At 48.4% G+C, this 13889-nt stretch carries 9 protein-coding genes; all 9 read right to left on the reverse strand.

Features of this window, described 5'->3' with window-relative positions:
- Window positions 1–20: 20 nt before the first annotated feature.
- On the reverse strand, window positions 21–2288 hold the full coding sequence (locus DCM90_RS03010; RefSeq protein ID WP_109249885.1) for an ATP-binding cassette domain-containing protein: 2268 nt from the start codon (window positions 2286–2288) through the stop codon (window positions 21–23).
- A gap of 161 nt (window positions 2289–2449) precedes the next feature.
- The gene (gene rlmD / locus DCM90_RS03015) at window positions 2450–3817 is read right to left on the reverse strand and encodes a 23S rRNA (uracil(1939)-C(5))-methyltransferase RlmD (protein WP_109249886.1); all 1368 of its coding nucleotides are present in this window, start codon (window positions 3815–3817) and stop codon (window positions 2450–2452) included.
- A gap of 88 nt (window positions 3818–3905) precedes the next feature.
- The gene (locus DCM90_RS03020) at window positions 3906–4889 is read right to left on the reverse strand and encodes a diacylglycerol kinase (RefSeq protein WP_109249887.1); all 984 of its coding nucleotides are present in this window, start codon (window positions 4887–4889) and stop codon (window positions 3906–3908) included.
- A gap of 12 nt (window positions 4890–4901) precedes the next feature.
- Complete coding sequence (gene gatB / locus DCM90_RS03025; protein WP_109249888.1) at window positions 4902–6326, reverse strand: Asp-tRNA(Asn)/Glu-tRNA(Gln) amidotransferase subunit GatB; 1425 nt, start codon at window positions 6324–6326, stop codon at window positions 4902–4904.
- Between the two features lie 2 nt (window positions 6327–6328).
- Window positions 6329–7798 carry an Asp-tRNA(Asn)/Glu-tRNA(Gln) amidotransferase subunit GatA gene (gene gatA, locus DCM90_RS03030; RefSeq protein WP_109249889.1) on the reverse strand — a complete coding sequence of 490 codons (1470 nt, stop codon included), beginning with the start codon at window positions 7796–7798 and terminating at the stop codon, window positions 6329–6331.
- Window positions 7799–8107 (reverse strand): Asp-tRNA(Asn)/Glu-tRNA(Gln) amidotransferase subunit GatC, encoded by a 309-nt coding sequence (gatC, locus tag DCM90_RS03035; protein WP_109249890.1) that lies wholly within the window; start codon window positions 8105–8107, stop codon window positions 7799–7801. It abuts the gene before it with no gap.
- Window positions 8108–8289: 182 nt separating this feature from the next.
- Window positions 8290–9444 carry a CamS family sex pheromone protein gene (locus tag DCM90_RS03040; protein WP_225365986.1) on the reverse strand — a complete coding sequence of 385 codons (1155 nt, stop codon included), beginning with the start codon at window positions 9442–9444 and terminating at the stop codon, window positions 8290–8292.
- A gap of 11 nt (window positions 9445–9455) precedes the next feature.
- Window positions 9456–11486, reverse strand: a complete 2031-nt coding sequence (gene ligA / locus DCM90_RS03045) for an NAD-dependent DNA ligase LigA (protein WP_109249891.1) — start codon at window positions 11484–11486, stop codon at window positions 9456–9458.
- Window positions 11487–11507: 21 nt separating this feature from the next.
- Window positions 11508–13763, reverse strand: a complete 2256-nt coding sequence (pcrA, locus tag DCM90_RS03050) for a DNA helicase PcrA (protein ID WP_109250514.1) — start codon at window positions 13761–13763, stop codon at window positions 11508–11510.
- Between the last annotated feature and the right edge of the window lie 126 nt (window positions 13764–13889).

The following is a 13889-nucleotide window of genomic DNA, read 5'->3' on the forward strand; positions in this document are numbered from 1 at the left end:
TCTAACCCCTTGTTTTAACCTTATTTCATTTGTTCCTTTAGTGCCACGCCAGTCCGTGATCCCGGCGCCTTTAGACTTTCTTCCGGTGTTCCAGCATAACGGATTTGACCACCGTACTTACCGGCATCCGGCCCCATATCAATGAGCCAGTCAGCCTGACTGATTAACGCTAAATTGTGCTCAATTAGAATGAGGGTGTTGCCTCGATTAACCAGTCCCTCAAAGAGTTCAATAATTCGCTGCGTATCGTTTAGGTGCAGTCCCGTGGTGGGTTCATCCAAGAAGTAAATACTTCCCGTATGATCTAATTCCATCGCCAGCTTCACCCGCTGAACTTCCCCACCCGACAACGTCGTCATGGATTGGTTAAGGTTTAAATAACCCAGACCCACTTGATCCAGCAGGCTCACCTTTTGATAAATTGCTGGGACATCCTTAAAGAAATCGAGTGTCTCACTAATTGAGAGGTTTAACACCTCAGCAATATCCTTCCCGTGATATTGGTACTGTAAGGCCTCTTGACTATACCGTTTGCCACCGCACAACTCACAAGTTTGAATCACCGGATCCATAAAGGCCATCTCGGTGATCATCACACCCTTCCCCTTACACCGGGGACAGGCACCCTTCCCGTTATAACTAAACAGCTGGGACGATACCCCGTTGGCTTTGCTAAACAGCTTCCGGAGGGGATTCAAAATATTGAGGTAGGTGGCAGGCGTGGACCGAATATTCACACCCACGGCTTCCTGCCGCAAATCAATAAAATCCTGATCCGCAACTTTTTGTTTGATCGCATTAACTAACGAACTTTTACCAGAACCCGCTGGGCCGGAAATAATGGTCATGACTCCCCGAGGGACCTTCGTACTAACATCAGTTAAGTTATGGGCGGTCACGTGTTCGACTGACAGCCACTTATCAGGCTGACGGGGTTGTCGGAAAACAACCGGTTCCCGGAGCATCTTACCCGTAATGGTATCGGAGTCCAATAACTCGGGGTAAGTCCCCGTAAACGTCACCCGGCCCCCATCCTGGCCAGCTTTAGGTCCAATTTCCACGATGTAATCCGCCATTCGAATAATCTCCGGATTATGGTCAACGAGGACAATGGTATTGCCTTGCTCCCTGAGTTTGGTCAGGGACTTCGTTATGAGCTGAATATCATGCGGATGCAGTCCCACACTTGGTTCATCCAAGACATAGATCAAATCTGATAAGGAACTGGTTAGAAACTTAGCAATCTTAATCCGTTGGGCTTCCCCACCCGATAGCGTATCCGTTCCACGATTAAGTGACAAATAGCCGAGACCAATATCAACCAGGGCCTGCACCTTACTTTGAAGTTCACGGACCATTGTCTTGGCTAGTGGGTCGGTAATTTGACCGAAGAAGTCAAGGACGGACACGAGATCCATTGCGCAGACCTCCGCAATGTTTTTTCCGTTAATCAATCCCTTTAATGAATCCGGGTTTAGCCGACTTCCGTGACACACGGGACAGACTTCCCGCGTAACGATTTCAGCGAGGGCCGCCTTATGGTGCTGGCCTGAGGCGCTATGCACAATGGACCGCATCATCCGGGGCACCAAGCCCTCGTACTTGGCAGTCCTAGCCCACTCCTCCGGCGGGTTCTTTAGCTTCTGCCGGGGTGCGTGCATCAATAAGTCATACTCGTCTTTAGAGTAGTCCTTAATCTTCTTATCTAAATCAAACAGGCCACTGTGCCCGTATTCGTTCCAACGCCACGTTCCGGGACCAAACCCTGGAAACGTCATGGCGCCCTCGTTTAACGACTTATCGGGGTCAATAATCTTACTTTCATCAATTTGATCAATAAACCCTAATCCCTGACACTTCGGACACATCCCCTGAGGCAGATTGAATGAGAACCATTCGGAATACCCAACCCAAGGTTTGCTTATCCGGGAAAACATTAGCCGCAATACCGAATAAATCCCCGTATAAGTTGCCAACGTTGAACGCGAGTTGCGCCCAATGGGTTTTTGTTCCACCACAATGGCAACCGGTAAATGGTCAATTTCATCAACGTCCGGCTGCCCGTACTTTGGTAAATACTGCTGCGTAAAGCTGGGAAACGTTTCGTTTAATTCCCGTCGAGAAACGGCTGCTAAAGTATCAAAGACTAACGAGGATTTACCCGCTCCTGATAAGCCTGCAAACACCGTTGTTCGGTGCTTTGGAATATCTAAATCAACGTCCTTCAAGTTATTTTCGCGCGCTCCTCGAATACTAATGGTCCCGTCCGAAAAAAGATCCTGTTTCATCCAATCCCTCCTCAAGTTGTCTTCACCAATCCGCCCATAAAAAACGCGGACGATGGGTATAGCATAGATAATTTGCCTGTTAATTAGCTTCATTATAGGTCAAAAGCCCTAGGTAACCTAACATAAGCGTAGGTTTCCTAGGGCTTTTCTTCAATCTGATTTTAATCCTTTTCTAACACCGTCACTGATTCCACGTGTGGCGTTTGTGGGAATTGATCTACCGGTTGAACCGGGCCACTAATGTGGTAGCCCCGGTCCATGAACCGTTGAACATCCCGAACTAACGTTGACGGGTTACAACTCACGTACACAATTTTCTTCGGTGCCATATGGGAGGCAGCTTCGATTAACGATTCATCGAGGCCCTTTCGTGGGGGATCAACCACGATCACGTCGGGCTTTAACCCGGCTTCTTCCCATGTTTGCATCTGGTCTTCCGCCTTAGCGGTAACAAAGTTGGCATTCGTAATGTGATTCTTTTGGGCGTTAATCTTAGCATCCTCAATCGCATCAAACACAATGTCGACCCCGTAGACCTGCTGGGCATGTTGGGCGAGGGCCAGTGAAATGGTCCCAATCCCACAGTAAGCATCAATGACGGTTTCCTGACCCGTTAACCCCGCTTTTTCAATGGCTAAACTGTACAGTTTCTCCGTTTGTTGGGGGTTCACTTGGTAGAAGGACCGGGGTGAGATCGCAAAGGTTAACCCAAGCAGCTGGTCCTCAATATATCCCTTGCCCCACAGCAGTTTGGTTGATTTTCCCATGATAACGTTCGTCTTCTTCTGGTTCACGTTTTGCATGATTGAAACGAGTTCCGGAAGCTGTTCTCCCAACTCTTTGACAATTTCATCCACCATCGGAATTTTTTTGGTCCGGGTCACAAAGACAATCATGAGTTGATGGGAGTAGTAGCCCCGCCGAACCATAATGTTCCGCATCACGCCCTTGTCTTGTAGTTCATCATAGGGCGTAATCATATACTTTCGTAAGAGATCACGGGCAACAATAATGGCCTCATCAATTTTTGGATCCTGAATATAAAAGTCCTCAATGGGAACGAGGTCGTGGGAATGCTGGCGGTAAAAGCCCGTTTCCGTCTTACCCTTAACCGAGCGAACGGGAACCTGAGCCTTGTTCCGGTAATGGGTGGGATCTTCCATCCCGATGGTTGGCAACACATCCACATCAATCTTCGCCTTGCTGAAGTCTTCGGCTACCTGATGCTGCTTAAATTCAAGCTGCTTGGGGTAGGCTAAGTGTTGCAGGGAGGCAATTCCCGTTTGAGTATAGGCCTTATCGAGTTCCGGAACCCGGTCAGGCGATGTTTCGGTCCATTCAAGGGCCCGACCAAACGCAAAGTTCTTTTGCACCTTGGTTACCCGAACCTTAACTTCTTCCCCCGGCAACGTGTTCTCAATAAAGATGGGAAAATCATCAACCTTAGCGACCCCCATTCCCTGGTACGTGAGATCTTGGATTTTAACGTTATAATCATTGTTTTTAAATACTGGAACCTGTTTTTTCATATTAACCCCATTTCAAATCACAAAAAAGATTTTACTGTCTTCATGTATCATACAGCAAAACCTTTTTAAAACAAAATTTATTTAAAAACTACTCTTCCGGCAGCTTTTCGACTTCCTTCATGAACTTTTGTTCCGCCTCCAAAACGTCAGCCTCGGTAATGGCCGAATCAGGAATATCATCTGTATTGGCATACATCATGATGTGCTGCTTTAAGTTCCGGAAGGTCATCGGGGCATCACCACCGTATTCCCCGTCCAAATTAATCATCATCCGGTCAGTCGACTTCGCAATCACCTTATTCGTCTTGCGGTAGATCACACGCGGATCGTTAATGTGTTTGCCGTTCAACGCCAACACGATCAAATGCAGCATGTCCACTAAGTTAGCCTGCTTGACGATGATCATCGTGAACTTTCCGTCATCCAAGGAAGCGTCGGGCACAATCTGCTCGAATCCTCCAATGGAGTTCGTTAGGGCCAGTAAAAACATGGTGGCCTTCCCCTTGTATTCACCACCGTCGTAAACTAGGTCCATATCAATGGGTTTAATCCGCGGCAACATCTCTGCTCCCTTAACGAGGTAGGCTAAGTAACCAAAAATGGTCTTCATATCCGAAGGCACATCGTAAGTCAATTCCGTCAGTTGGCCCCCACCCGCAATGTTGATAAAGTAGGATTCGCCGGCCTGACCGATATCCATCTTAACCGTTTGGTTTTTTAACACAATCTTAGCCGCTTCTAACGGATCCTCGCGGGGAATATGGAGCGCCCGCGCATAGTCATTCGTTGTTCCAGCAGGAATAATGGCCATCCGGGGGCGCTTTGGCAAACCGGCAATTCCGTTAATGACTTCATTAATGGTTCCGTCGCCACCTGCCGCCACAATAAGTTCAAACCCATCCTTAGCCGCCCGCTCAGCTTCATCCCGGGCCGAATTCGGTTCGGGCGTCGTTGCATAAGCACTGGTTTCGTATCCAGCCTGTTCAAAAACATTGAGAATGTCAATCATTTTTGCCTTTAAGAGTTCCCGACCTGACGTCGGATTATAAATGACCCGTGCCCGTTTTTTCATGATGACCTCCCCTTATTGTTGCTTCAGCGAGGCCATTAACAATTGGTTAACTACCTTAGGATCAGCCTTACCGTGAGTTTGCTTCATAATTTGACCCACTAAGAAACCAACGGCCCGATCCTTACCGTTCTTGAAATCTTCAATGGATTGAGCGTTATTGGCTAAAATATCATCAATAATGGGCTGTAAGACAGCGGGATCTGAAATCTGAACCAGATCGTTCTTCTCGGCGTATTCTTTCGGGTCTTCACCCTTAGTAATTGCCTTAAAGACCTTCTTCGCCATCTTAGTTGAAATCGTTCCATCACTAATTAGCCTAATCATTCCCGCTAGGTGAGCGGGTGTTAGATCCGTCTGCTGCAAGTCCACGTGGTTGTCGTTTAAGAAGGCATTAACGTCTCCCTGCAGGTAATTCGAGGCCATTTTAGCATCGGCACCCTGGGCCACCGTTTCATCAAAGAAGTCGGACATTTCCTTAGTCTGCGTTAAGACCATGGCATCGTAATCCGTCAGGCCCATGTCTTTAACGTAGCGGTCGCGCCGCTTACCGGGCATTTCTGGCATGGTAGCTGCAAGTTCCTGAATCCAGTCATCCCCAATATGCAAAGCAGGTAAATCAGGTTCTGGGAAGTAACGGTAATCATCCGCGCCTTCCTTCACCCGCATTAAAATGGTTGTTCCGGTCGCTTCGTCGTAGCGCCGGGTTTCCTGCTGAATTCGACCACCAGACATTAAGACTTGCTGCTGCCGTTTTTCTTCGTACGCCAGCCCTTTACGAACGTAGTTAAAGGAGTTTAAGTTCTTAAGCTCAACCTTAGTCCCGTAAGTATCGGAACCGAGCGGCCGAATTGAGATGTTGACGTCGACCCGCATGGATCCCTCTTCCATCTTCACATCGGAAATTCCGGTAAACTGAATCCGTTGCCGGAGTGCTTCAAGGTAGGCGTAAGCCTCATCGGGACTCGCAATGTCCGGCTTCGAAACGATTTCAATCAGGGGGGTTCCCTGCCGGTTTAAATCAACGAGGGAGTAATTACCAAAGTGACTGTTTTTCCCGGCGTCTTCTTCAATGTGCATTTCTTCAATGCCAATTTTTTTAGTTTGACCGTCAACTTCAACTTCAATCCAGCCATCATGCCCAATTGGGGTTTCCGCTTGGGTAATTTGGTAGGCCTTCGGATTATCTGGGTAGAAGTAATTTTTCCGATCAAAGTGTTCGTCGGGCGTAACGGTTGCGTGTAAAGCTAACGCTGCCATAATGCCACTTTCGACGACGCCCTTATTGGTTGTGGGCAAAACACCCGGATAGCCCCAATCAATCACATTGGTGTTAGCATTGGGGTCGTCCCCAAATTCAACCGGTGACGGACTAAAAATTTTCGAATTCGTCTTTAACTCAACGTGGACTTCAAGTCCAATGGTTGTCACAAAGTTCATGTTTAGTTCTGCCCCCCAACTTTTGGTGTTTTTAAGTGAAAGTCGGTATTTTGTTCAAAGGTATAGGCTGCTTTATACAGGGTGCCTTCGTCAAACGGCCGACCAATTAATTGCATTCCGACTGGTAGCCCCTGACTGAATCCAGCTGGGACTGACATTCCTGGTAACCCAACTAAGTTTACGGGTACCGTCAAAATATCATTCATATACATCGTCATGGGGTCGGATACCTCTGACCCTAAGTCGTAGGCCGTAGTTGGCGCAACCGGGCCTAAAATCATGTCATAATCCTTCAAAATGGCCTTAAAGTCTTGGATCATCAGAGTCCGAACTTGTGCCGCCTTCTTAAAGTAGGCGTCGTAGAAGCCAGCGGATAACGAGAACGTTCCTAGCATGATCCGTCGTTTGACTTCATCGCCAAACCCTTGCGTCCGCGTTTTAACGTAAACGTCATCAAGTGTTTTGACGTCATCAGCCCGGAAGCCATACCGAATCCCATCAAATCGCTGAAGGTTGGATGATGCTTCAGACGAAGAAATGATGTAGTAGGCGGCCACCCCAAATTCATTGTGGGGTAGAGAAACTTCTTCCACGGTAGCTCCCAATTGCCGGTAGGTTTCGGCAGCGTTTAAGATTGCCTGCTTAACGTCTTCGGCAACCCCGTCACCCAAAAATTCCTTTGGCAGCCCAATTTTCATGCCCTTAACGCTGGCACTCTCATCTAAGCCGGCCGCAAAGTTAGGGACGTCATTCGTTGAACTCGTCATGTCATGGATGTCATGACCAGAAATGGCGGATAGGTAGGTCGCATTATCTTTAACGCCACGGGTCAGGACACCAATTTGGTCCAAACTCGAGCCAAAGGCAATTAAGCCCCACCGAGAAACCCGGCCATAGGTGGGTTTCATACCAACCACCCCGTTAAAGGCAGCGGGTTGCCGGATGGACCCCCCAGTATCTGATCCTAAAGCAGCAAGAACCTCACCGGAGGCCACTGCCGCTGCAGAACCACCCGATGAGCCACCAGGAACCTTCGTATGGTCCCAGGCATTCTTCGTGGTCTTAAACGCAGAGGTTTCCGTTGATCCCCCCATGGCAAATTCATCCATGTTCGTTTTACCGATGGTAATGGCGTCTAAGTTCGCCAGTTTGTTGACGACCGTTGCGCTGTAAATCGGCGTGAAGTTTTCGAGCATCCGTGACGCTGCTGTCGTCCTTAACCCGTTAGTCATGATGTTATCCTTGATCGCTACTGGAATTCCCGCAAGCGGATTATCCTTATCAATCCCTTGGTCATCAAGTTGCTTAGCCTGTGCTAAAGCGGCCTCTTCGTTTAACGTTAAGAAGGCGTCCACTTCTGAATCCATTTTTTTGATGTTAGCTAAGGTGTCCTGTGTCAACTCTGTGGCACTCATTTTTTTATCGCTCAGTGCTTGATGAAGGTCAGCGAGATCCTGGTTTAAATAGGTCATTTAATTTGCCTCGCTTTCGTCAATGATGGCGGGTACCTTAATGTAGTCATCCTGTGTTTCAGGGGCGTTCTTCAGCAAGGCTGCTTGTTCTCCCCAGTTATCTGCTACATCTTCACGCATGGTATTAAGCTGATCTGTGACACTGCTGGTTGCCGGAACGTTCGTGGTATCTACCGCGCTTAACGTTTCAAACAGTCCAATTGTTTGATCGAGTTGATCCGTAAAATAATCAAGTTGCGCATCGTTAACTTCTAGTTTCGCCAATGAAGCGACGTGTTGGACTTGGTCACGATCGATCTGATTTGCCATCAAATTATCCTTCTTTCATCATTTTTGAAGAGCTAAACTCCTCCGAATAAACATACATTGCCATTTTACCATAACCGTTCCTTTTATAGCCCATAAAAAATTAGGTGGGACCTGGTTTTTAAACAAAAGGAACGTTTGGTAGAATCCACTCTGGATTCTACCAAACGTTCCCGGATACTCGTTTAATAGCTATCAAAAACGTGCGCTTGGAACTTAGATCCATTTTCGCTTCGAGAAAGATAACTTTGGGTTTCACCCGTTGCGGAAGTCACGGTAATATCTGCGGGAACCTTCGCCGGCAGATACTTTTGGGCGGCTTGCGCAAGGTACTGGGTAAAGCTCGTAATTTCAGTTTGACTATAGAACTGCGTCGTTACGTTAACGTGCATTCCCGTTAAGGAACCATTCTCATAGTGAACCTGTGCGGTCACCCCACTCAGATTCGGGAAGAATGAGGTCACCTGACTCTTAAAATTAGAGAACGCCGTTTTATCCGCACTCTTTGGCCCGGACTCCCCATTTTCAACGGGAAGGACATAGTTCTTTTGGTTCACGGTGGACCAATTGTTAATGGTCGTCTGATTGCCCTTGCTTTGGGTGTAAGCGAAGAAGGTTCCCCCGACTAGGCTATCATTTGATGACTGCCGGTAGAGCGCAATGGTAATGGGAACGTCCTTGAGCGCCTTCTTAGCCCGCAACCGTTTCAACACGGTCTTTGCCGCATCCTTCGCGTAAGCTTCACCCTTCGCCTGAGAAATATTGGTCTGATAAGTTGCCCCATACTGGGTCTTCTTATAGTAGTCCACGGAATTGACCGCAATCCCAATGGTCATCCCGCTTAACTTCAAGCTTTTACCGGACTGTTTCATATAATCCTGTTCTTCTAACGCTTGAATGTAGATTGGGTTCCGGGAAGTTGGACTCGTCGACTTATTCTTCTTCGGGTTTAAGCCCGTGGGGTTCGAACTGGATTCACGGCCCAACCAGTCCTCAACCGTACTAGAATCTAAGTATTGGCCCTCTTGGAAAACGTAAGACTGCGGGGGATAAATTTTCTTTGACAGGTTTTGCATGCCGCTTTCAAAGCTCTTAACGTTATAGACGTTACCCGAGTCCTCAGTATTGGTTACCCCACGTGATTTACTGGTGAGGTAGTGACCGTTTTTAATGACTCCTTCGTAGTCGCCGTTGCTCGTCTGACCCGTCAATGTCGTTCCACTCTTTGAAGTGGTTGCTCCGCCACTTGACGATGTCGAATTACTCAGGTTTCCACATGCAGCTAAGAACAGTACCGAGACCGCCAAAGCCATGATTGTGCGTAACCGTTTCACAACAATTTCCTCCAAACTTATGCCTCTTGATTCATTTCCTGCCGGAAGCGCTCTTCATTCCAAACGTCTACGCCTAATGACTCAGCCTTCGCTAATTTACTTCCAGCGTCTGTCCCCGCGATTACCAGATCTGTTTTGCCTGAGACGCTTCCGGTAACATCAGCGCCCTGCTTCCGTAACCACTCAGTGGCATCTGGGCGGGTCATTGTCTCCAGTTTACCAGTTAAAACCACCTTAAGGCCACTGAAGAACCCTTCGTCGGGGATTGCTTCTGGCTGCCCAAGGTACACCATATTAACCCCAGCCGCCTGTAACTCCTGCAGCAGCTGTTGGGCCGGTTCGCTTTCGAAGTAGGTCACAACACTATCCGCAATAATATTTCCAACGGAGTTAATTGCGGCAATGTCTTCCTGACTGGCCGCAACAAGTGCTGACATCGTCATAAAGTGTTGGGCAATTAACCGAGCGGCTTTGGAACCCACGTGACGAATTCCTAGCCCAAATAATAAACGTTCTAATGAATTATTGCGGCTATTATCGATTGCTGTCAAGAGGTTAGTGGCCGACTTCTCCCCAAATTTATCTAATGTTAATAATTGGTCGTAAGTTAAGCCATATAATCCGGCTACGTCAGCCACTAACTGTTTATCAAATAGTTGTTGAATAATCTTTGGCCCCAGCCCGTCAATGTTCATGGCATTTCGGGAGGCGTAATGGGTCATCCCCTCCGTTAATTGAGCCGGACACTTCGGGTTAATACACCGTAACGCCACTTCACCATCTAGATGCACTAATTCTGCCCCACAGGAAGGACAATGAGTCGGAATTGAGTAAGGTTCAGAGTCCGTTGGTCGTTTATCGGGGAGGTATTCCGAAATTTCGGGAATAATGTCACCCGCCTTATGCAGCAAAACGGTATCTCCCAACCGAATGTCCTTGTCCTCTAGGTAGTCTGGATTATGCAATGAAGCCCGGGCTACCGTGGTGCCGGCTAGCTGAACCGGGTCCATTACCGCGGTGGGGGTCACAATTCCCGTCCGCCCAACGGTCCACTCAATGTCCCGCACAACCGTTTCCGCCTCTTCCGGTGGAAACTTGTATGCGATGGCCCACTTCGGCACTTTAACGGTTGCCCCAATCGCCTGCTCAAGGGGGAGTGAATTGACTTTGATCACAATCCCGTCAATTCCATAGGCCAGTGTTGTACGCTTGCCCGTGTATTCCTGTACGTAATCGGCAACGTCCGCCATACTATGGGCAACCCGGCTATCAACGTTAACCGCAAACCCCAGATCCTGTAGTTCAGCCAACAGGTCGCTTTGGGTCCGTGCGCTAACGGTTTCGTAGTCCGCGACGTTATACATAAAGGTGCTCAAGTGCCGCCGACCCGTCACCTCAGGATCTAACTGCCGCAGACTTCCCGCTGCTGCATTTCGAGGATTGGCAAACGTTGGCAATCCAGCGGCTTCCCGGTCCGTGTTGAGTTTTAGAAAGGACTCCTTTGGCATGTAGCATTCGCCCCGGACCACAACGTTTAAGGGTTGGCTTAACTTTTTGGGAATTGAGTCGACCCGGCGTAAGTTAGCCGTAATGTCTTCCCCAATTTGCCCGTTACCACGGGTCGATCCCTGAACAAAGACCCCGTTTTCATACCGAAGTGAAATGGCTAGGCCGTCAATTTTCAGCTCACAGTTATAGTCGAAGGGTTCGGTAACATGTTCTCTCAGTCGCTGATTAAACTCATCCAGTTCCCCCTCCGAAAAGACGTCGCCTAACGACAACATCGGAATTTCATGTCGAACCTTGGTAAATCCCGCCAGGACGGCACCCCCAACCTGCTGGGTGGGTGAATCTTCCGTCACAATATTGGGAAACGCAGCCTCTAACGCCTGTAATCGAGCGTACGCAGCATCATATACCGAATCCTCGACATCGGGATTGTCGGAGGTATAGTAGTCCTCACCCCACTTAATAATCTTTGGTCGGAGTTCATCAGCTTCTTTTGCGGCTTCTTCAACCGTCATCTTTTCAACTGGCCTGTCTGCCATTTGTGATTCCTCCCTTGATGATTAGGACTCAACCCGGGTTATCGGTGCAAAGGCCGCCAACAACCGCTTAATTCCCTCGGATGGGAAGGCAATATCTAATTCCTGATTCTCACCTTCACCGCTAATTTTGACCACCGTTCCAGTCCCCCACTTTTTATGGGTCACTTTATCGCCCGTCTGCCAGGTAACTTTCTCAGCTCCGGTTCCTGAAGCTGAAGCAACCCGACCCGTCTTACCGTGGTAGGTGGTTGCGGTCGCCCGATCCGTCCGTTTAGCAAACGGAACTTCCTTAGCTCCACTTCTCACCTGCCGATTTGCCTGTGTGTTATCTAAATGCAGCAATTCGGGACTGATCTCTTCCACAAACCGAGACTGCGGGTTAGCCTGGCGGTGGCCGTAAAGCATCCGTGAATAAGCATTGGTTAGGTATAGTTTTTGCTTAGCCCGCGTGATTCCCACGTATGCTAACCGACGCTCTTCCTCTAATTCACTTTCCTCCAGCATCGCCCGCGATAACGGAAAGATCCCGTCTTCCATTCCCACTAAAAAGACCACCGGGAATTCCAATCCCTTAGCCGCATGCAGCGTCATTAACGTAACCTGCTGGGGTTCCTCATCAACGTCATCCTGATCAGAGACTAAGGCTAAGTCTGAAAGAAAATCCGTTAAACGGTTCGCCTCTTCGTCGTGGTCCTGCTTGGCCCATTCATCATCAAACTGGCGGGTAACCGTCAGAAATTCTTCAATATTCTCAATTCGAGTTTGGGCTTCCAAGTTGCGGGAACTCTTCAGGGCATCCATGTACCCCGTTGTATCAAGAATTTGCTCCGTGAGGTCCGTCACGTCTAAGTAGTCGGCCATTTTCTGCAGGTTCAGCATAATCTGACCAAAGGCTTCAATCTTATTGGCCGTCCGCGCAGAAATATTATTGGCCAACGCCACGTTTTCAGCTGCTTCCAGCTCGCTCCAGCCATTAAACTCCGCAAAATCCCGGAGCTTTTCAATACTAGTTGCTCCGATGCCCCGCTTCGGTTCGTTAATGACCCGTTCCAGACTCATTGAGTCCGCGGGGTTAGCGATCAGCGTTAAGTAGGCTAACACATCCCGAATTTCCTTTCGGTCGTAGAACTTGTGTCCGCCCACCATTGTGTAGGGGACGTTAGCCTTGACGAAGGTTTCTTCAATGACCCGGGATTGGGCATTGGTCCGGTATAGCACCGCAAAATCACCATAGCCGAATTTTTTTTCGCGCATTGTTTCCTGAATCTTGGCCACGATATAATGTGCCTCATCGTTTTCCGATTGGCCCCGGTAGTACGAGATTTGGTCCCCACCGTCATTTTCAGTCCATAAGTCCTTATCCTGCCGGTAAACATTATTAGCAATCACTTCGTTTGCAGCCGATAGAATTGTCTTGGTTGACCGGTAATTTTGTTCCAGCTTGACGATTTGAGCATCCGGATAATCCTTTTCAAAGTTCAGCATATTATCCATATTGGCGCCCCGCCAACCGTAGATGCTTTGATCGGCATCCCCAACGACGCAAAGGTTGCGGTAGCCTGAAGCCAGCATATGAATCAGTTGGTATTGGGCATCGTTGGTATCTTGGTATTCATCCACGTGAATGTACTGGAATTTATCCTGATACCGTTTTAAGACTTCCGGTTCCTGCTGAAAAAGCTGAATGGTCAGCATAATTAAGTCATCGAAGTCTACCGCCTGATTCTGCATGAGCCGGTTTTGGTAATCGGTATAAACCTGGGCAACAATTTTTTCAAACGGACTGGTGGCACTTTGAGCATAGTCAGCTGGTGTCGTCAGGGCATTCTTCGCATTTGAAATCGCACTTAAAATCGAGCGTGGATCATATTTTTTGGCGTCAATGTTCTCATCACGTAAAATTTGTTTGACCAACGTTCGCTGTTCGCTGGTACCGGCAATCGTAAAGGCCTTCGTGTAACCAATTAATTCGGCATCCCGACGTAAAATCCGCAGACAGAGGGCGTGGAACGTTGATACCCAAACGTCACTCCCGCTATCGCCAAGCAGTCCACCAACCCGTTCACGCATCTCGCGGGCCGCTTTATTGGTGAACGTAATGGCTAGAATCCGCCACGGCATTATCCCTTTATCTTCAATTAAATAGGCGATTCGGTGGGTTAACACACGGGTTTTCCCACTCCCGGCTCCTGCCATGATCAGTACGGGGCCCTCAGTTGTTTCAACTGCCTCCCGCTGCTTATCATTCAGTCCGGCTAATAAATCTTTCGTTGCCACCCAATCCGTCATCCTCTCTAAAATTATCCTCTCAATTATAGCAAAGATACCGAACAGACGCTCCCCTAATCCGCTAAAAAAATCGAGTTTAACTAATTCCTAAATCGTTAAAAAACACGGTAACGA

Source organism: Levilactobacillus bambusae, from assembly GCF_003124125.1.
GTDB classification, from domain to species: domain Bacteria; phylum Bacillota; class Bacilli; order Lactobacillales; family Lactobacillaceae; genus Levilactobacillus; species Levilactobacillus bambusae.

Excerpts from the sequence above, each read along its gene's own strand:
- DCM90_RS03010 (WP_109249885.1), bottom strand. The coding sequence starts at position 2,288 with ATGAAACAGGATCTTTTTTCGGACGGGACCATTAGTATTCGAGGAGCG.
- rlmD (WP_109249886.1), bottom strand. The coding sequence starts at position 3,817 with ATGAAAAAACAGGTTCCAGTATTTAAAAACAATGATTATAACGTTAAA.
- DCM90_RS03020 (WP_109249887.1), bottom strand. The coding sequence starts at position 4,889 with ATGAAAAAACGGGCACGGGTCATTTATAATCCGACGTCAGGTCGGGAA.
- gatB (WP_109249888.1), bottom strand. The coding sequence starts at position 6,326 with ATGAACTTTGTGACAACCATTGGACTTGAAGTCCACGTTGAGTTAAAG.
- gatA (WP_109249889.1), bottom strand. The coding sequence starts at position 7,798 with ATGACCTATTTAAACCAGGATCTCGCTGACCTTCATCAAGCACTGAGC.
- gatC (WP_109249890.1), bottom strand. The coding sequence starts at position 8,107 with ATGGCAAATCAGATCGATCGTGACCAAGTCCAACACGTCGCTTCATTG.
- ligA (WP_109249891.1), bottom strand. The coding sequence starts at position 11,486 with ATGGCAGACAGGCCAGTTGAAAAGATGACGGTTGAAGAAGCCGCAAAA.